Annotated in this window: 18 protein-coding genes; 9 read left to right on the forward strand and 9 right to left on the reverse strand. The window is 40.7% G+C overall.

Features of this window, described 5'->3' with window-relative positions; all coding sequences use genetic code 11:
* The first annotated feature begins 66 nt into the window (after window positions 1–66).
* From AC3XNE_RS02505 to AC3XNE_RS02515, 3 genes are all read left to right on the forward strand, one after another.
* Entirely contained in the window at window positions 67–771 is a 705-nt protein-coding gene (locus AC3XNE_RS02505; RefSeq protein WP_489832676.1) for an ABC transporter ATP-binding protein, read from the forward strand.
* On the forward strand, window positions 772–3,600 hold the full coding sequence (locus AC3XNE_RS02510; protein WP_489832677.1) for an FtsX-like permease family protein: 2,829 nt from the start codon (window positions 772–774) through the stop codon (window positions 3,598–3,600).
* Between the two features lie 499 nt (window positions 3,601–4,099).
* Window positions 4,100–4,522 (forward strand): Ohr family peroxiredoxin, encoded by a 423-nt coding sequence (locus AC3XNE_RS02515; RefSeq protein ID WP_489832678.1) that lies wholly within the window; start codon window positions 4,100–4,102, stop codon window positions 4,520–4,522.
* Window positions 4,523–4,608: 86 nt separating this feature from the next.
* Here AC3XNE_RS02515 and AC3XNE_RS02520 read toward each other — a convergent pair whose 3' ends face one another.
* The 4 genes from AC3XNE_RS02520 to AC3XNE_RS02535 all read right to left on the reverse strand — a co-directional run bounded on the left by AC3XNE_RS02520 (window position 4,609) and on the right by AC3XNE_RS02535 (window position 8,304).
* A complete protein-coding gene (locus AC3XNE_RS02520) occupies window positions 4,609–4,758 on the reverse strand; it encodes a hypothetical protein (protein WP_489832679.1) in 150 nt (49 codons plus the stop codon).
* Between the two features lie 258 nt (window positions 4,759–5,016).
* Window positions 5,017–5,829, reverse strand: a complete 813-nt coding sequence (locus tag AC3XNE_RS02525; RefSeq protein WP_489832680.1) for a Cof-type HAD-IIB family hydrolase — start codon at window positions 5,827–5,829, stop codon at window positions 5,017–5,019.
* 135 nt (window positions 5,830–5,964) lie between these two features.
* Window positions 5,965–7,419: a nicotinate phosphoribosyltransferase gene (locus tag AC3XNE_RS02530; RefSeq protein WP_489832681.1), complete on the reverse strand. Its 1,455-nt coding sequence runs from the start codon at window positions 7,417–7,419 to the stop codon at window positions 5,965–5,967.
* 126 nt (window positions 7,420–7,545) lie between these two features.
* Window positions 7,546–8,304, reverse strand: a complete 759-nt coding sequence (locus AC3XNE_RS02535; protein ID WP_489832682.1) for an NrtR DNA-binding winged helix domain-containing protein — start codon at window positions 8,302–8,304, stop codon at window positions 7,546–7,548.
* Window positions 8,305–8,469: 165 nt separating this feature from the next.
* Between AC3XNE_RS02535 and AC3XNE_RS02540 the strand changes: the two genes are divergently transcribed.
* From AC3XNE_RS02540 to AC3XNE_RS02550, 3 genes are all read left to right on the forward strand, one after another.
* On the forward strand, window positions 8,470–9,120 hold the full coding sequence (locus AC3XNE_RS02540; protein ID WP_489832683.1) for an NAD(P)H-binding protein: 651 nt from the start codon (window positions 8,470–8,472) through the stop codon (window positions 9,118–9,120).
* A 145-nt stretch (window positions 9,121–9,265) separates the two neighbouring features.
* Window positions 9,266–9,607 (forward strand): hypothetical protein, encoded by a 342-nt coding sequence (locus AC3XNE_RS02545; protein WP_489832684.1) that lies wholly within the window; start codon window positions 9,266–9,268, stop codon window positions 9,605–9,607.
* 162 nt (window positions 9,608–9,769) lie between these two features.
* Entirely contained in the window at window positions 9,770–10,012 is a 243-nt protein-coding gene (locus AC3XNE_RS02550) for a hypothetical protein (RefSeq protein ID WP_489832685.1), read from the forward strand.
* 268 nt (window positions 10,013–10,280) lie between these two features.
* Here the strand turns inward: AC3XNE_RS02550 and msrA are convergent, their stop codons facing one another.
* From msrA to AC3XNE_RS02565, 3 genes are all read right to left on the reverse strand, one after another.
* Window positions 10,281–10,796 (reverse strand): peptide-methionine (S)-S-oxide reductase MsrA, encoded by a 516-nt coding sequence (gene msrA / locus AC3XNE_RS02555; protein WP_489832686.1) that lies wholly within the window; start codon window positions 10,794–10,796, stop codon window positions 10,281–10,283.
* A gap of 60 nt (window positions 10,797–10,856) precedes the next feature.
* Complete coding sequence (gene trxA, locus AC3XNE_RS02560) at window positions 10,857–11,171, reverse strand: thioredoxin (protein ID WP_489832687.1); 315 nt, start codon at window positions 11,169–11,171, stop codon at window positions 10,857–10,859.
* 132 nt (window positions 11,172–11,303) lie between these two features.
* Window positions 11,304–11,780, reverse strand: coding sequence for a glutathione peroxidase (locus tag AC3XNE_RS02565; RefSeq protein ID WP_489832688.1), 477 nt, complete (start codon window positions 11,778–11,780; stop codon window positions 11,304–11,306).
* Window positions 11,781–12,423: 643 nt separating this feature from the next.
* Here AC3XNE_RS02565 and AC3XNE_RS02570 point away from each other — a divergent pair.
* The 3 genes from AC3XNE_RS02570 to AC3XNE_RS02580 all read left to right on the forward strand — a co-directional run bounded on the left by AC3XNE_RS02570 (window position 12,424) and on the right by AC3XNE_RS02580 (window position 15,316).
* Entirely contained in the window at window positions 12,424–12,792 is a 369-nt protein-coding gene (locus AC3XNE_RS02570; RefSeq protein WP_489832689.1) for a DUF488 domain-containing protein, read from the forward strand.
* A gap of 65 nt (window positions 12,793–12,857) precedes the next feature.
* The gene (locus tag AC3XNE_RS02575; protein WP_489832690.1) at window positions 12,858–13,154 is read left to right on the forward strand and encodes a GNAT family N-acetyltransferase; all 297 of its coding nucleotides are present in this window, start codon (window positions 12,858–12,860) and stop codon (window positions 13,152–13,154) included.
* A 767-nt stretch (window positions 13,155–13,921) separates the two neighbouring features.
* A complete protein-coding gene (locus AC3XNE_RS02580) occupies window positions 13,922–15,316 on the forward strand; it encodes an amino acid ABC transporter substrate-binding protein/permease (RefSeq protein ID WP_489833362.1) in 1,395 nt (464 codons plus the stop codon).
* Between the two features lie 792 nt (window positions 15,317–16,108).
* Here the strand turns inward: AC3XNE_RS02580 and AC3XNE_RS02585 are convergent.
* Both AC3XNE_RS02585 and AC3XNE_RS02590 read right to left on the reverse strand, forming a co-directional pair.
* Entirely contained in the window at window positions 16,109–16,567 is a 459-nt protein-coding gene (locus tag AC3XNE_RS02585) for a universal stress protein (protein ID WP_489832691.1), read from the reverse strand.
* 101 nt (window positions 16,568–16,668) lie between these two features.
* On the reverse strand, window positions 16,669–17,604 hold the full coding sequence (locus AC3XNE_RS02590) for a CPBP family intramembrane glutamic endopeptidase (RefSeq protein WP_489832692.1): 936 nt from the start codon (window positions 17,602–17,604) through the stop codon (window positions 16,669–16,671).
* Window positions 17,605–17,764 lie beyond the last annotated feature (160 nt).

The following is a 17,764-nucleotide window of genomic DNA, read 5'->3' on the forward strand; positions in this document are numbered from 1 at the left end:
AAATTTATATTAACCTGTATCATATAAATACTCAACATGTCGTTCATTAAAGACGGGGACGATCATATGGAAAATTTTATTTCAGTCAAAGATGAAAGTAAGATTTTTAAAAGCGGAGAAAATAAAGTATATGCTAACAATAAAGTCAGTTTTGAAATAAAAAAAGGAGAACTTACGATTATTTTAGGTAGTTCGGGAGCAGGCAAAACTACACTGCTGAACATATTAGGAGGAATGGATTCTGCTTCCGAAGGATCCGTGAATGTAAGTGGACAAGAAATCAGTCAAATAACTAAAAAAGAGATGACAACTTACCGTCGAGAACAGGTTGGTTTTGTGTTCCAATTCTATAATCTGATCCCAAATTTGACTACACTTGAAAATGTGGAGCTGGCCAGTGAGATCTCACATAATGCGCTTGATCCTGCAAAAGTCCTGTCGGACGTAGGTTTAGCAAAGATGTTGGACCGTTTCCCAGCCCAATTGTCTGGTGGTGAGCAACAACGAGCCTCGATAGCTCGAGCGGTTGCAAAAAATCCCAAACTTTTACTTTCTGATGAGCCGACCGGTGCATTAGATTATAAGATCGGCAAAACAATTCTACAGTTACTGCAAGATTTCAGTCACAAAGATAACAAAACTGTGATCATAGTAACTCATAATGCCGCAATTAAGGCAATGGCCGACCATGTAATCGAGATCGGCGACGGTAAAGTTATGAAGGATTATTTAAATGATCAACCACAGCCAGTTAAAAATATTGAATGGTAGGTGAATACCTTGCAAAAAACTTTACGAAAAAATATTTGGCGGGAATTTAATTCATCCTTTGCGCGCTTTATTTCAATTTCAATTTTATTAGCCTTGGGAACCTTTGTCCTGATCGGACTTAAAGTGACTGGAAATGACATGCGTGCTACTGGAAATGCTTATTTTAACGAACATCAAATGGCTGATGCTCAAGTTACAAGCCAAGTCGGTTTTAACAGTTCTGACCGCCACTATCTGGCTAACATGTCACATGTTAAGCAAGCCGAGTTTTCCAAGTATAAGGATGCTGTATTATCCGGCTCTAATAAAACAGTCAGATTAAACGAAAAAACAAGCGATCTTTCACTTTACAAACCGGTGAAGGGACGTTTGCCGCATAATTCCCACGAGATCGCGCTGAGCAAATACGAATCAAGCAACTATAAGCTCGGCCAACAAATAAATTTAGTTAATAATCACGGTCATCAAGACGTTAGCGGCTTAAAACATACCAAGTACAAGATCGTCGGTTTTGTCACTTCTAGTGATTATTTGCAAAAGAAAAACCTTGGGACCTCAAACGCCGGCAAAGGACAGATCGATACTTTCGCTGTCTTGAGCAAGGGGGCTTTTAGCCAGCAATTACCAAACGTTGCCAAGATTTCCTATAATAATCTCAAAGGAGCAAGTTATTCAAACAAATTTGAAGATCAGCTCAATCGAAATGTCGACCATGCACAAGATAGATTAACCAAACAGGCTGAACGACGTCAAGAAAAAATGCAGCAACAAGCACTGGATAAGGTACAGGTTCAGGCTGATAAGTTGGAGTCGCAACAGACTTCATTTGAGCAAAAACAAAACCAGTTAAAGCAGTCCAAAAGACGGCTAGATAAGGCTTCGTCACAGTTAAGTCAAAATCGGCAAGCATTAACTGCCAAACAGGCACAGACAGCACGCTCGCCAATGGGGTCTCAAAAAACAGCGGCCCAACGCCAACTGCAGCAACAGCAGCAGCAACTACAAGCTGAACAAGTAAAGATCAATACCCAGCAACAACAATATCAGCAAAATTCTCACCAGCTGCAAACGCAGGACCAAAAATTAAAACAGGCTCAAGAAAAAATTGCCAGCAAAAAAAGTGAGATCAAAAGCCAAAGCAAACTGACTTACCAACTCCAAGCACGTAATGACTATAATCAGGGTTACAATCAATTTGGTGAAGCAGCTAAACGGATCGACGTTTTATCTAACACCTTCCCGCTCATTTTCTTCGCAGTCGCAGTCTTAGTCACCTTAACTACCATGTCTCGGATGGCTGAAGAAAAAAGGACCGACATCGGAACACTACGGGCATTAGGTTATACTAAATTTGATGCTTTGAAGATGTTCTTGCTTTATGGCAGTAGTGCGGCTGTTTTAGGGACAGCGATCGGGAGCTTCTTTGGAACTTGGCTCTTGCCACAAAGGATCTATGCTGCTTACGCGGCCAATTTAGCAGTCCCTCAGATAAAAACTCCGCCCTCTGCTTTATGGATCGCGATCAGCCTGGTTTTTGCCTTAGTCTGTACTGTCGTGCCTGCTATCTATGTCGTGTGGAATTCTTTACAGGAACAGCCAGCCGAGTTGATGACAGAAAAGCCTCCACGTTCTGGCGCGAAAGTATTGTTGGAAAAAGTACCCTTTATCTGGCAAAAATTGTCTTTTGATCATAAAGTTACAATACGTAACTTGTTTAGGTACAAAAGTCGGATGTTCATGACAATCATTGGCATCTTTGGCTGTACCTCGTTATTGATCACCGGTTTTGGGTTACGTGATTCTTTGAATGGGATCATTGATAACCAGTATCAAAAGATCGTTCATTATGATGTGATCGGGGTCTTTGACCCACAAGCTTCTCAATCTCAAAAGACAGCTTATCAAAATAAAGTCTCCGATATAGATGAAGTCAAAAAACAAAGTACCATTTACTACGAATCTGTCACGGCTAAACCTAAGGATGTTGCAAATAACCAACAAGTTTCTTTGATCGTGCCGCAAAAAGAAGCAAAGTTTGGCGATTTTATGACCCTCCGCGATCCTGCGAGTCATAAAAAACTACAACTTCAAGATAATGGTGCAGTCATTACGGAGAAATTAGCCCGCTTAGGCGGTTATCAAGTCGGTGATCATCTGGCCATAAAAGACAACACGGGTAAAAAACATCGCATCAAAGTCAGCGGCATTAGTCAGCTGTATGTCGGACACGATGTCGTTATGAACAGCGCATATTATCATAAGGTCTTTGACCAGCCCGTCAAGTATAACGCCAAGATCCTTGACCTGCATGATCGTTCTGCTGCATCGATCAACCATGTCTCACGCCAGCTCAACAGACAGCAGGCAGCTATGACTGCAGTCCAGTCTAACCAGGCGAAAGATACAGTCAATACAATTTTAGACGGATTAAACAATATTGTGCTGATCATTGTACTCGCTTCGTCTGTGCTATCCTTTGTAGTCTTGTTTACTTTAACTAATATCAACGTATCAGAAAGGATACGAGAATTGGCAACGTTGAGAGTCTTAGGTTTCTATCAACGCGAAACGGTCCTATATGTATACAGAGAAACATTGATCTTGACTGTAGCAGGGATCCTATTTGGTTTTGGCGGCGGCTATTACCTACACCATTTCATTATGGAAACTCTTCCGCCTAACAATGCCTTAGCAGATATGAATTTACTGTGGACGAATTTCGCTTTATCAACGGGCATGACCCTGATTTTCTCCTTGATCGTAATGTTGATCATGGCTCGCAAGATCAGCAAAATAGACATGCAAGGAGCCTTAAAATCAGTCGATTAGAGATCAGCAAAAAATAATCACCTTCGATATTTACCCCTAAAGTTGAAACATAACTTTAGGGGTATTTAGCTAATTACGAACTAGCACCACGCATATTAAGCGGCCGCTATCCCTAGTTTTTAAAATCTAATATTTAGCCGTGTACAATATGCCAGCTTAGTTGCATTGAGTATGTATGGGTGTAACCCTACTTACCCGCTATGTAACAGCAAAAACTTTTGGAGCTTAGTCTTCTAGTGGCGGCGCCCTATTCCATAGACAATGGTCACACTTTTTAAATTAAGTCATGTATGAAGGAAATAGGTGCTTTTATCTGGGGGAGAGATGATAAACAACCAAATTCTGCTCAAGTGATCCTTTTCCTTAAAAGTGCAAAAAGTTTGAACTGATATCACTCCAATGTTATTCTTAAGATGTTTAATCGCGTACGATTATTATCACGCATGTCGAGCAATAAATCGTTGAATTGAAACTGTGTATTTAAGAAAGGAGCTTTTTTATGAGTTTGGATTATGATTCAATGAAAAAAATAGGTGTGTCGCGTTCTGTAAATACAGGTGGACGTGAAGGTCAATCAGTAGCGCCTGACGGCAGTTTTTCAGTTAACACTTCAATGACTAAAAAAGACGGAGCAACTACACCAGAAATGTTATTCGCTGCTGGTTTTGCTGCCTGTTTCAACAGTGCAATGTCCTTTTCATTGAACAAAGCAGGTAAAGATGATCTTCATCGAAATGTAACTGCCAATGTTGATCTTTATGCAGCAGGCCAGACTGATTTTAATTTGAAAGTCAGACTTGTTGGTCATATTGATGGTGTCGATCCAGAAGAAACCCAAAAATATATGGAAGAAACTGCAAAAGTTTGCCCGTACTCTAAAGCAGTAGCAGGAAACATTGACGTTGAAGTTTCAGCCGAATAAAAACCACAGAGTCTCCCTTCTCGTAGGTGGAGACTTTTTTTATGGGTACAAAAAAAGCAAGCGGTTGGCTGCTTACCGTTTGCCTTTTATCTGCAAGTTTTGATCCACTGTAAGTGTTCTTTTAGCTTAGGATCTTCTGAGATCTCAGGGTCTTGCGCCCAATTATCTCCATATGTTTGGTCCAAATAACTGATGATCTTATGTGTCCGGATCCGCATTTCTTCACGCTCTGACATTACTTTCTCCCCTTTAAAATCAACGCACTTTATCATATCAATTCTATCATAGTCCATTTTAGGAAAATAAGTTCAAAAAAAGCTTACCAAGGTGGAGTGAAACGGAGAAAGTGAGCACCAGCGGGCTTAAATTTTGTGATGCATTTTTGCATTGCGAAAGCTAAGCACGATCGTGTGACCATCTTCTATCACGCGCAAACCGATAAAAAACAAGTTCTTCTAAAATTCGAGCCAAGTATCTTCCATTTCAACCAATGATTATAAGACGTATTTTTCAACTGCAACTGCTAGTCCATCATGCTCATTATCTTCCGTGACCACTTGTGCTTCTTGTTTAACAGTTGAATTAGCATTTCCCATCGCAACTCCTAGCCCAGCAGTTTCGATCATTGTTAAGTCGTTATCCTGATCTCCAACTGCCATGACCTCACTGGGCATGATCTTTAATTTGCCGGCTAATTCCACCATAGCCTGCCCTTTTGTGGCTAAGGGATGCATAAATTCAAAAAACCATTCTTCACTATGAACGCAGTAGTATTTATCTCGTACTTTTTGCGGCAAATTGTCTATTGCCTGATCTAAAACTTTCGGCACATCGGCCCACATATATTTGGCGAGATGAGAGACCTCTGTTGGTAATGCAGCAGGTCTGACATGCAGCAGCATTTTAGTGAAGTAGGAATCCATCACAGTCACTGGACTAATGTCTGGAGTTGTCAGATAAATATTACCGTCCGGTGTAACTGCTTGTCCCCTGACCCCTAATTTGTGCGCAAGTTCATCCAACAAACAAAAATCTTGTCCCGTTAATAAGTTGGCGATCAAAGGCCTATCGCCAGTTCCATGTTGTACCTGGGCTCCATTAAAGGTTATCACATAGTCGTCGTTTCCTGTTAACCCAAGCTCTGACAAATATTCTTGTACTCCCACAAGTGGGCGCCCACTACATAGAACTACATAAATACCTTGCCGCCTCGCTTCTTGTAAGACCTCCTTAGTATGCGTACTGATTTGTTTATTATTATTCAACAAAGTCCCATCAATATCAGTAGTGATCATTTTAATAGCCATGTATGTACCCCTTTCCATTAAACATTTCTTTCATTTTAACTTATTTTCTAGAAAAGGTTACAGTCTTTTAAAATAAAGATCCAGCAGTCTTATCATTAGACTACTGGATCTTTACTTTGTTACATTTTTGAAAAGCTATTCCACCCTATTATTCTCGATCAACTCTTGTTGCTGATCGTACAATGCTTTTGTAATAAAGACAGGGTATTCATCAGGGTATAACAAACGTTTCTTAGATGCCGGCAGCTCTGCTAACTTCTCTTTACTATACTTTTGAATATCAAATACGCTCGGAGAACCCGTCAGTAATTCACCTTTTTCATTTAAAGCTTCTTTTTGCAGTTCAATGGCTTGAACATTTTTCAAAGTCCGATATCTCTTCGTTGCTTCAGGATCGGCACTTAAGACTTTCATTTCATCGATATTTTTGTTGATTTTTTCATCGCGTAATGAAACAAGGTCAGCAAAAGGGGACCCTGTCCGTGGATCGTACAAACGGTAAACTTGTTTGCGTCCTGGAAGTGTTAATTTACCCAAGCTGGCACTAACTTTAACTTTCGGATACCAAACGTCATCGTTTTTTTGCACAGCACCTAACTTGTATACACCGCTTAAAACTGGCGAGCTGGCACTTGTGATCAGGTTCTCACCCACACCAAAGTTATCGATAGCAGCACCTTCACTGACCAAAGATTGAATAATATGCTCGTCTAAAGAATTTGATGCTGTGATCGTTGCTTGTGTATAGCCAGCATTATCTAACATCTGGCGAGCTTGTGTTGACAATTGTGTGATATCACCAGAATCGATCCGGATCCCAAATTTGTCATAACCTTTAGCTGAAAGTTGGTCAAAAACTTTAATGGCATTTGGCACGCCAGACTCTAAAACATCATAGGTATCGACCAATAACGAACAGTTTTGCGGGTAGATCTTACCCCAAGCTGCAAAAGCTGCAAATTCGTTATCAAATGCTTCGATCCAACTATGAGCCATTGTTCCTGAGACTGGAATACCAAATTTTTGACCCGCTAACAAATTTGAAGTGCCGGTACAACCACCTATCACAGCAGCACGGGCACCATATACGGCACTCGCTGGGCCCTGTGCACGGCGAGCCCCAAACTCCATCACTGCACGGCCTTTGGAAGCAGCCACTATCCGACGTGCTTTAGTTGCGATCAAAGTCTGATGATTGATAACATTCAAAAGCAAGGTCTCAAATAACTGAGCTTGCAATAATGGCCCCTCAACTGTGACAACTGGCTCACGTGGAAAAACTGGTGTCCCTTCCGGAATTGTATAGACCTTGCACTCAAACTTAAAATCACGAAGATAATTTAAGAATTCCTGAGAGAAAAGTCCCAGGCCATTCAAGTAGTCAAGATCTTCTTGTTCATAGTGAAAGTTTTTCATCTCTTCCAGTGCAGTCTCTACTCCGGCCAATACAACGAATCGTCCGTTATCCGGTAATTTACGAAAGAACATATCAAAAGAACCGCGTTGTTCCTTCATGTCTTGGTAAAAACCATTTGCCATTGTATATTCATATAAATCAGTTAATAGTGCCATGTTTCCTTGCTCGATCATTGATCGTTCCTCCCAGAACAATTAAAAGTAATTATTACTTTTAATAAAATATAAAAAAATATTTCTAAGCTATCTTATTGATAGTACACTTCTTATTATTTAAATGCAACCCAAAAAGACTGGCACCTATTTCAAACGATATACTCTTGCCGGTCGGCCACGTTTTTTAGCTGTCACGGTCCCTGCTTCCACGAACAACTTACCATGTGTTTTCTTAAAATTAGAATTATCGATCTGTTCTAATCTTGTTTTTAAAAACGGCGCGTACACACTACGTGCCTCTTTTAAAGTAAATGTATCGCCTAAGATCAGCAAAATATTTGGTTGATAGTTCAGCTTATTTTTGATCCGCAAACACCCCACCTTAATGATCCAATCATGATCAAAAGCCAGTTTGCCGCTGATAGTTTGACCATAATTTGCTAGGTTATGATAGTATTGTTCCTGAAATTCAGCTTGAGCAACACGGTAGTGCTCATTACCGTTACAAAAATAATATTCATGGTCTTTGACTGTTAAAGCAAACCATTTGGCATCGATCGCCCCATAACCAGCATTCAGCGGCGGCATTTCCGGCAGAAATGTCATGTATGCCAGCGATAAAGCGCGCTGACTTGCACTTAAGCGTTGCGGTTCAGTAAAAGTCTCCAATTGTTCAGTATGAAAGGCGGCTAATTTCAGTCCGATCTTATCATGTACCAGTCGTAAAGCAGCTTGATCGGCACTCTCATCTTCACCCAAAAATGTTTCAGGTAATGACCACATGTTTTTAGCAGGTTTTTCTGCTCGTTTGACGAGCAATAAATTCACCTGGCCTTTTTGCCGATCATAACTCCAGATCAAATTAACAATATTGACCTTTGTCGCACGATTTTCTTCTTGCATCAGTGCCCTTTGCCTCCAAACATTCAAATATCATTTATATTGATTATAACCGATTCAATTTTATGTTAAAACCATTGGCGCTAACCCTGAAAGCTTATCGCTTGTCTTTTGACAAATTTCCTTATAAAATGTAAGTGATATAGCGAAATACAAGGAGGTTTTTTAATGACTAAAGTTGGGATCATTGGCGCAACTGGCATGGCCGGTTCAGCTACTTTCAAAGAAGCTCAAGTTGCAGGATTAGATGTTACAGCCATCGTACGTAATGCAGCTAAAGCTAAAAAAGAACTAGGGGATTCGATCCAGATCCTCGAAAAAGACGCATTTGCTTTAACAAAAGAAGACCTTGCTGGTTTTGATGTTGTAGTCGACGCCTTTTCGACCGCTCCCGCACAAGCATACTTACACGTGGATCTGACAGCACATTTGATCAGTTTATTCCGTGAAGAAAAACAACCACGCTTCATCTTTATTCTGGGTGCCGGCAGTTTGCATGCAGGTGACGACGATCACTTGGTAGTGGAAGATATCAAGAAAGCTCCCGGTTCAGAAGCATTTATCAACACACCGATCAACCAATTGGCAGAGTTGCACTTCTTGCAAGATGTAACCAACGTCAACTGGGTCGGCGTCTCACCAGCTTCCTCATTTGTAGCCGGTGAAGCAGCTGACAACATTTTATACGGTAAAGAAGAATTGCTGACTGATTCAGAAGGCAATTCAGAAACAACCGGTGGTACAATGGCTAAAGCAATCGTCAAAGAGATCAAAGAAGCCGGCCACAATCAGGAACGTTTCACCGTTGCTAACGGTTAATAATTATAGCCACTTCACGAATGCAGCCGTGGAGTGGCTATTTGTTTGCAAAAAATCATTAAAAACACTGCTACTTTTATTAGGAACACATTTACTATACACATTTGCTATAATAGATGGAAATGATTTGTTTGGAGGTAAAGCAATGTTTAATTTAATTCCTAATGACATGGGTGAAGTTGCCCAAAAATTAGCTTATTTGAAAACCCACGGAAAACCTGAAATTACAGAACATGATGTCTTGTTAGACACCGCAAAAGACGGTATACAAGAGATGCTTGATGAAGCTCTTGAAGGTCCATACTACAATGTCCGTTGGACCACTGAAGACCAAGTTTTATTGGTCACCGGCGCTCTTAAAGAAGAAATTGGCACAGTTAGTCCACGCACAGACTTTACAACCTTTTCAGAAGATTTCAAAAACAATGAGATCCTTTTCTGGCGTAATGTCGGAAAACAGATTGCCGCATTGATCGATCAAGAATGAGCAGCTTAACTTAGTCTTCACTGAACCGTAATATTGTCTGTTTATTTGGTGCGTCTGTACTATGCAACTTGAAAATTGTGATTTCTAAAAAATTTTAGGGATTTTGCTTGCTTTTATTATCTTATCGCGCTATATTCGATCCTAATCATTTAAAAAGAAGGAATGAAATTGAATTCGTCACAGAAACGGAAGTTTTTCTTCCTGGTTGGTGCGATCTGGCTACTGACTATTATTTTGCTCGGACTAAGTGGGATCTGTTGGTATCTTAAAGCTAGCCCGGTCTTACTTTTGCTGTTACTGGTGGCTGATTTCTTAGCGCTCAGTGCTGCCGGAACAACATTAACCGTTCCTTTCATGCTCCGTCATAACAAACGTCGTGCTAAAAAAGAAGTTGACAAAAACTAGCGGCTCAAACGTTTCCCAAAAAATATGATAGTAACTGTCTGGGAGCTGATCGGCCCTAAGTTTAGTAGATGTGGGGCCAAATGATCACTAACTGGCCCTAAATCGTGGCGATGTTGGGCCAATTAACCGCTAAACGGCCCTAAGTTCAGGTGATATTGGACCAAAAGTGAAACTCTCGCTCAATGAACGATACATCCGTGGTATTGCTAAATTTTGTAATAAAAAAGGCATGCAGAAAAAACTACTCCTGCATGCCCTTTTTATGCGCTTATTTCCACTTATTCTTGATAAACTTCTCACGACCGCCCATTTCTTCCATTTGATAACGGAATGGGTTTTTCTTGTAGAAATCCTGATGATAATCTTCTGCAGGATAAAACGGCTTGGCATCCTCGATCTGTGTCACGATCGGGTCTGGGAAACGGCCGCTTTCTTCCAATTCCTTCTTGGATGCTTCTGCGATCCGACGTTCCTCATCATTTTGGACAAAAATTACTGGCCGGTAACTGTCGCCCCTGTCTTGAAACTGTCCCATCGCGTCGGTCGGATCAGTTTGACGCCAATATACTTCGACTAGATCTTTATAAGACACAACATCTGGATCATAGTGGATCTCGACCGCCTCAGTATGTCCGGTAGTATGACTGCAAACTTGTTCATAAGTTGGATTCGGAACGTGACCACCGGTATAGCCAGAAACTACTTTATTGATCCCTGGCTGTTCGTCAAATGGTTTGACCATACACCAAAAGCATCCGCCTGCAAATATTGCTGTTTTCTCCATCTAAAGTGCTCCTCCAATAATAAAAGGCGCAGATCAATTCCGCGCCTCCTAATTTATAACTTAGTCAGTATATTGTTCCAAGATTTGCTTCAATTGATCCTTAGGATGATAACCGACGATCGTATCAACAACTTCACCGTCTTTTTTGACCATCAAGGTCGGGATACTCATGATCCCAAAATGAGATGCTGTTTCTGGGTTTTGATCGACATCCATCTTCGTGAAGTTAACATCGCCCATTTCGTCAGATAATTGTTCAACAACTGGTGACTGCATCTTACATGGACCACACCATGTTGCCCAGAAGTCTGTCAAAGTAACACCTTTGCCAGTAACTTCTTCAAAATCTGCATCCGTAATTTCTTTAACTGCCATAATTTAATTCCTCCTATATATTAAAGCATTCGGTCATCCACCAAACGCTCGCTGGTTTTTGGTGTCGATCGATTTTAGTATAGTCACTTCTGTCGTGTCCTACCTAAAATCTCCTACTACCATGATAACGTATTATTTAGAGTTTTGCACTGCATCTACAATATCGTTACTAAATTCTTCTGGCGTTGTTTTCGGTTCATAACGTCCGACCACCTGACCATCACGCCCGATCAAAAACTTCGTATAGTTCCACGCGATATCTGCGCCATCAGTTTGCCCTTTTAAATACGTATACAATGGGTCTTCGTCCTTACCATTAACGGCCACGCGCTTAGTCATTGGAAAAGTTACTCCAAAATGGAGCTTGCAATACTGCTCGGCTTCCTCATCAGAATCTAATTCTTGATTAAACTGATTGGAAGGCAAACCCACTACATTAAATCCTTGTTCATGGTACTTTTGATACAAATCTTCAATTTGTCCAAGTTGCGGAGCTAGCCCACATTTGCTGGCAGTATTTACCACCAGCAACACCTGTCCCTTAAAACTTGCGAAATCAATTTTTTGTCCATTGATCTCTTCTTTTTCAAACTCATAGATCGATGACATCGACACCACCACCTTTAGCATAATAAATATTGTGAACTTTTAAAAACAAACTCGGCTTTCAGTCGTTCACGATTTACTATGTAAAATTTACCACCATTTGCCACTTTCTTCAATACATTTGCTTACAAAATGATAGTATATTTTATTGTTAGACTGCCGTGGAAAAGTTCATGCTCGCTCGGACTCCTAGATACCAAGGTGTGCTCGGCTTTAGTAGTCGAGCTGCGCAAGCCAAACCTTTACGCCTATCCAAGTCAAACACTACACCGCTGAAAAACGCGCTATAGTGTTTGACTCCGATAATGCTCAAGGTTTAAGCGGCTTGCTACGCTCTGTTTTTGTAGTCGAGTTCCGCATGGCAGAAGGTTGCGCCTAACCAACTTCCACACTACAATGCTGAAAAGCGCATTATAGTGCGAAAGTCAGTTAGTGCTCACCTTCTGAACGCCATGCTCCACTCTGTTTCATAGTCGAGCTCTAACAAGCAAGAAGTTCCGTCTATCCAGCTCTGACATCACATCGCTTAAACCGCGATATAATGCCAGAGCTCGATAGTACTCGCTTCTTCTCGCTTGTCTACGCTCTGTTTTGATAAACCGTTTTCTTGCGTTACAATGAAAGTAACAACAAAGGAGATGATTCTGTGCTACAAATTCAACGTATCTATGATCATGAACAAAATTATCAAGCTTATCGTATACTAGTAGACAGGATGTGGCCACGCGGTGTCTCTAAAGCCAATGCTAAACTCGATAGCTGGGAAAAAGAAATCGCCCCTTCTCCAGAGTTACGCAAGTGGTTTGGACATGATCCTGAAAAATTTGGCGAATTTCGAACTTCTTATTTAGATGAATTGGCTCAAAATTCTGCTGGACCAACGTTTATCAAAACGATCAAGGAAAAGCTTGCTGCAGGTGATGTTACCTTACTGTATGGTGCTAAAGATACCGAGCATAATCAAGCAGTTGTACTCAAGGAGTTCTTAGACGATCGGTTAAAGCAAACAAATTGATCACGCACGCTTCTCATTCAGATAGTTATAATAAATTTGAACGTCACTAAAAGGAGGAAGTTTAGATGAGATTCTTATTTGAATCAAATTGCAAAGACGGACAAGATCGCTTCGTCCACTATACCGAAGATAACAAAGTCGATGCTCAAGTCGACTTCACGCCAGACGACAACAACAAAACTTACACGATCGATTCGACTGTTGTCGACCCTTCCTTGCGTGGTAAGGGGATCGGTGGTTACTTGATGTTAGAGATCGTCAATCGTGCTCGTAAAAATGGATATCAGATCATTAATGTGTGTCCTTATGCCGTCAATTTTTTCGACAAACACCATGAAGAATATTCCGACGTTTTAAAATAATCAGTAAAATGAGAATAGTGTTGGTGAACAAAATCGCCAACACTATTTTTATATGTAGGAAGCACCACATCATCCTAAATTGACGTGCTAGTGATGTTTCAGCTTAATTTATGTATTTTTTCTGTTTCTTATTTAAGTAGTAATGATGACACTTTTTATTTCGACACACAAAAATAATGATCAGACTTGATTACTTGCACATGGCAACTAGTAAAGCGCACAAAGAACGGAAAAACATTGATTTCGCACCAACATCGAACCTTTTGTCACACTATAGTTGAGTCTGACCATTATCTGATAGAGAATTTAACAAGCCCCTGACCTCTTTTCATGTGGTTTCTTTAATGAAACAACCATCTAATTTATATTTACAAAACATAAATTATGAGCTGTTCATTCCCTACGCCTTTATTGTAACCGTTTCCTCATAAAAATACAAGGCCTATTTTAATAAATATCGTGAGCCCTTAAAAATTATTATTTACAAATATCTAATCAGATTATATTAATTTTATCAGTCACTTGCGACTCTAACTAAAAAGAATGTTACATTTGGTCAAGTAGCACTTTTGACCAAGACAACATGTGCTAGAGAAATTAATATTAATTCGGTATAGTTCAAAAAAATTCATCTTTTTAATTAGCTAGTCTACCCTTCGCCAGTAAAAATGTGGTATTCTAGAAACATTATTAAAAATACTTAAGTAAAGGGGCGAGTTCTGATGAAAAAAAGTAAGATGATCCAACTTCTGGTAGCTATATTTTCAATGATCCTGGTTTTCACAGTTTCTCCAAAAGTTCACGCAGAAAAGACATACACGATCGGAACAGACGTTACATACCCACCTTTCGAATTTGCAAATAAAGACAACAAATACGTTGGGATCGACATTGACTTGATGAAAGCTATCGCAAAGGAAGAAAACTTCAAGGTCAATATCAAACCCCTCGGTTTTAATGCTGCAGTTCAATCGCTGCAGTCAAACCAAATCGACGGCGTGATCGCTGGAATGTCGATCACGCCTGAACGCAAGGCTAAATTTGATTTTTCCGATCAATATTATAAAACCGGAGTAGTCATGGCGGTCGGCAAAAATAGTAATATCAAAGGACTAAGCGATTTAAAAGGCAAACGTGTGGCTCTGAAAACAGGGACAGCCGCTGCTTCTTATGCCCGCTCACAACAGAAAAAATATGGCTTTAAAACTGTGACCTTCGATGATTCAGATAATATGTATAATGACGTCGTCACTGGCAATTCGGTCGCGACCTTCGAAGACGTTCCTGTTATGCAATACGCGATCAAAACCGGTACAAAATTGAAGATCGTAACTAAGCCAGCTGAAAGTGGTTACTACGGATTTGCAGTTATGAAAGGTCAAAATCCTGAATTACTGCAAAAATTTAACCATGGCTTGAAGGTCCTCAAGAAAAATGGTCAATACAAAAAGATCACGGACCGCTACCTTAGCACTGACACTGTAAAATCCCAAAAGAAGAAGTCAAATGATCATTCTTTTGCCGGCTTGATCAAAGAAAATTACTCTGTTTTATTAAAAGGTTTAGGTCAAACGCTTTATCTGACAGTCGTAGGGATCATTGCAGCCACGATCTTTGGAGTGATCTTCGGCTTACTAGGAGTCCTACCTAACAAATTTGCACGTGGACTATCTACAACAGTGATCTACATCTTCCGTGGCTTGCCGCTTTTGGTATTAGCCTTATTCATTTACAACGGGATACCAAGTTTGATAGGAACGAAAATTCCTGCTTTCATCGCTGGAACGATCACACTGATGCTCAACGAAGGTGCCTATACCGCAGCTTTTGTCAAAGGTGGGATCGATTCTGTCGACAGCGGGCAAATGGAGGCAGCTCGTAGTTTAGGTCTACCGTTTGGCAAGGCAATGAGTAAAGTTATCTTGCCACAAGGTATCAAGGTCATGGTCCCTTCGTTTATCAACCAGTTCATCATCACATTAAAAGATACTTCGATCCTTTCGATCATCGGTATCCTTGAACTCACACAAACCGGGAAGATCATCATAGCCAGAAACTTGGAAGGCTTCAAGATCTGGGGGATCGTAGCTTTGATGTACTTAGTGATCATCACTTTGCTAACATGGTTATCTAAGTACGTGGAAAAGAAGATGAATGACTAAAAACAGAGCGGAGCAAGCCGCTTAAACCTCGAGCATTATCGGAGTCAAGCACTATAGCACGTTTCTCAGCGGTGTAGTGCCTGACTTGGATAAGCGGAAAGGTTTGGCTTGCGCAGCTCGACTACAAACAGAGCGGAGCATGGCGTTCAGAAGGTGAGCACTAATTGACTTTCGCACTATAATGCGCTTTTCAGCATTGTAGTGTGGAAGTTGGTTAGGCGCAACCTTCTGCCATGCGGAACTCGACTACAAAAACAGAGCGGAGCAAGCCGCTTAAACCTTGAGCATTATCGGAGTCAAACACTATAGCGCGTTTCTCAGCGGTGTAGTGCTTGACTTGGATAAGCGGAAAGGTTTGGCTTGCGCAGCTCGACTACAAAAACAGAGCGTAGACAAGCGAGAAGAAGCGAGTACTATCGAGCTCTGGCATTATATCGCGGTTTTAAGCGATGTGATGTCAGAGCTGGATAGACGGAACTTCTTGCTTGTTAGAACTCGACTACAAAAACAGAGCAACCCCTTAAGTCTCGAGCAGTTTGAAAAACCTTCTCGAGGCTTTATTTGTGCTTTCAAATAGACCGAAAGTTGAAGAATTTATAGCGAACTCGTTCAGAATCGGAATACTTTCGTCGACTTCATCCAGTCATTTTCAAACCGGCGGTGTCTTTCACCGATCTCTATCCAATCGAACACCTATCGCTTAACTTGATCGCATTTTCTGATCAACATAAAATGCGTGATACACAAAAAGTCAGACAGTTTCTCGCACCTGCGAAAAAACTTGCCTGACTTTTATTTTTTAGTTATTAAAACATCACAGTGAGCAGCCTTAGGAACATAAGAAGCAACTGAACCTGCGACCATTCGTTTGAACAATCCCATTTCAGTTCCACCAATAACTAGTAGGTCATTATGATACTCAGACTGAAAGTCGTTTAAGATCACTGTCTTGGGGTTGCCAAAACGAAGGTGAAAAAAGACCTGGTCAGTGTCTAGTTTTTCTTCTTGAAGTAACCTTTCCTTTAATTCATCTAAAAATTCCTCATTGGCCTGCTCTATATCATAAATATCTTGACCATCGATCACGGCTTGGCCACCAGCCTTATATTGCAATGAATTAATATCAATGACGCGCAAAATATCTAGCCTTGCGTGATTGCGTTTTGCAGTGGCCACTGCCTTTTCTAAAGCTTGGTCAGCACCAGTCGACTTATTGACCGCAACCAAGATCCGATGATAGTTAAGTGCCATACTCACACACCCCTAAAATAAACTTACGAGTAATATCATACTCCATTTTCTCCATGAAAGCCATTTCAAAAACTCGATAATGGCAAATTTGTAGCTAACATTTACTTTTTACTTAAACTACCGACCATCAGGATAACTGATACGACCATTATTACGATACCCACCCAGTTACAGAAAATCAGGCGCAACTCATGACGGCGCAAATGATGACGGGAATACCAATCTTTAATACGATCTCTTTTTTTCCACAATATCCAAATTCCGATAAGGCCACCACCTAAAAAGACAACACTGTTGATCACTCCACTGATCTGCTTGGGCAAAGCCTCTAAAATACGTCCAAAAACATCACCCAACACTAAATTATTAAAAGAGTGCAAAGCCATCGACCACTTGATCCCGAATTTTAGTGCAACAATAGCCAGGATCAAACCGATGGCAAACGCAAAAGGAGTTTGCATGATATTCAAATGGTAGAGCCCAAATAAACTAGCCGACAATAGAATAGCAGCACTAGTACCGTACGGTTGAACGCTGCGTAAAACAAAACCGCGGAAAACTATCTCCTCCGTGACGGGAGCCAAAAATCCTGCATACAAAAACATCGACCAGGTCTCGCTACCTGCACTAGCAGAATCCAACTCAGCGGTTGCTGTAAGGCCAAATTGATTCAATAAAGTTTCCAGTCCAGTGGAATAACCTGTAAATAACAACTGTGCCAGCAACATCATAGAAACTAAGATACCAAACCTTTGCCACGTCATCTCGGAAGATCCATTCACAAAAAAGTTTTTCCTCAAACGTGGTGACGTGGCAACAAAAATCACAAATAAACCCGCAGCAACGGCTATGAAATAGGGTAACCCGACTTGATCCAACTTGTCTTCTTGCATCAGCTTTGGGTCATAAAACATTTCGATGAGCATTGCGACCATCGCTATGATTTGGAATACAATGGTATAAACTGCTCCGGTCAGCCAAACCTTTTTGATCGACCGTTGATATTCTTCCCGCTCAAATACACCGATAAAACGCACCTCATCACCGCTTTCATTAATTTTTAATGTTCATGTTTAATATGATATCATAGCCCATCGCGCAAAAAAAGAACTGGAGCTTAGCCGCTTTATTATGCAAAATATGCACATATGAAATAAAAAGCGCTAAATAACTACCAATTCCCATTGCGATCACGCT

This window comes from Ligilactobacillus sp. JN-6 (Y).1, assembly GCF_058111525.1.

What these genes read in the sequence shown, in the direction of transcription:
- AC3XNE_RS02505 (WP_489832676.1), top strand. Translation starts at nt 67, where the DNA reads ATGGAAAATTTTATTTCAGTCAAAGATGAAAGTAAGATTTTTAAAAGC.
- AC3XNE_RS02515 (WP_489832678.1), top strand. Translation starts at nt 4,100, where the DNA reads ATGAGTTTGGATTATGATTCAATGAAAAAAATAGGTGTGTCGCGTTCT.
- AC3XNE_RS02520 (WP_489832679.1), bottom strand. Translation starts at nt 4,758, where the DNA reads ATGTCAGAGCGTGAAGAAATGCGGATCCGGACACATAAGATCATCAGT.
- AC3XNE_RS02525 (WP_489832680.1), bottom strand. Translation starts at nt 5,829, where the DNA reads ATGGCTATTAAAATGATCACTACTGATATTGATGGGACTTTGTTGAAT.
- AC3XNE_RS02530 (WP_489832681.1), bottom strand. Translation starts at nt 7,419, where the DNA reads ATGATCGAGCAAGGAAACATGGCACTATTAACTGATTTATATGAATAT.
- AC3XNE_RS02535 (WP_489832682.1), bottom strand. Translation starts at nt 8,304, where the DNA reads ATGCAAGAAGAAAATCGTGCGACAAAGGTCAATATTGTTAATTTGATC.
- AC3XNE_RS02540 (WP_489832683.1), top strand. Translation starts at nt 8,470, where the DNA reads ATGACTAAAGTTGGGATCATTGGCGCAACTGGCATGGCCGGTTCAGCT.
- AC3XNE_RS02545 (WP_489832684.1), top strand. Translation starts at nt 9,266, where the DNA reads ATGTTTAATTTAATTCCTAATGACATGGGTGAAGTTGCCCAAAAATTA.
- AC3XNE_RS02550 (WP_489832685.1), top strand. Translation starts at nt 9,770, where the DNA reads ATGAAATTGAATTCGTCACAGAAACGGAAGTTTTTCTTCCTGGTTGGT.
- msrA (WP_489832686.1), bottom strand. Translation starts at nt 10,796, where the DNA reads ATGGAGAAAACAGCAATATTTGCAGGCGGATGCTTTTGGTGTATGGTC.
- trxA (WP_489832687.1), bottom strand. Translation starts at nt 11,171, where the DNA reads ATGGCAGTTAAAGAAATTACGGATGCAGATTTTGAAGAAGTTACTGGC.
- AC3XNE_RS02565 (WP_489832688.1), bottom strand. Translation starts at nt 11,780, where the DNA reads ATGTCATCGATCTATGAGTTTGAAAAAGAAGAGATCAATGGACAAAAA.
- AC3XNE_RS02575 (WP_489832690.1), top strand. Translation starts at nt 12,858, where the DNA reads ATGAGATTCTTATTTGAATCAAATTGCAAAGACGGACAAGATCGCTTC.
- AC3XNE_RS02580 (WP_489833362.1), top strand. Translation starts at nt 13,922, where the DNA reads ATGATCCTGGTTTTCACAGTTTCTCCAAAAGTTCACGCAGAAAAGACA.
- AC3XNE_RS02585 (WP_489832691.1), bottom strand. Translation starts at nt 16,567, where the DNA reads ATGGCACTTAACTATCATCGGATCTTGGTTGCGGTCAATAAGTCGACT.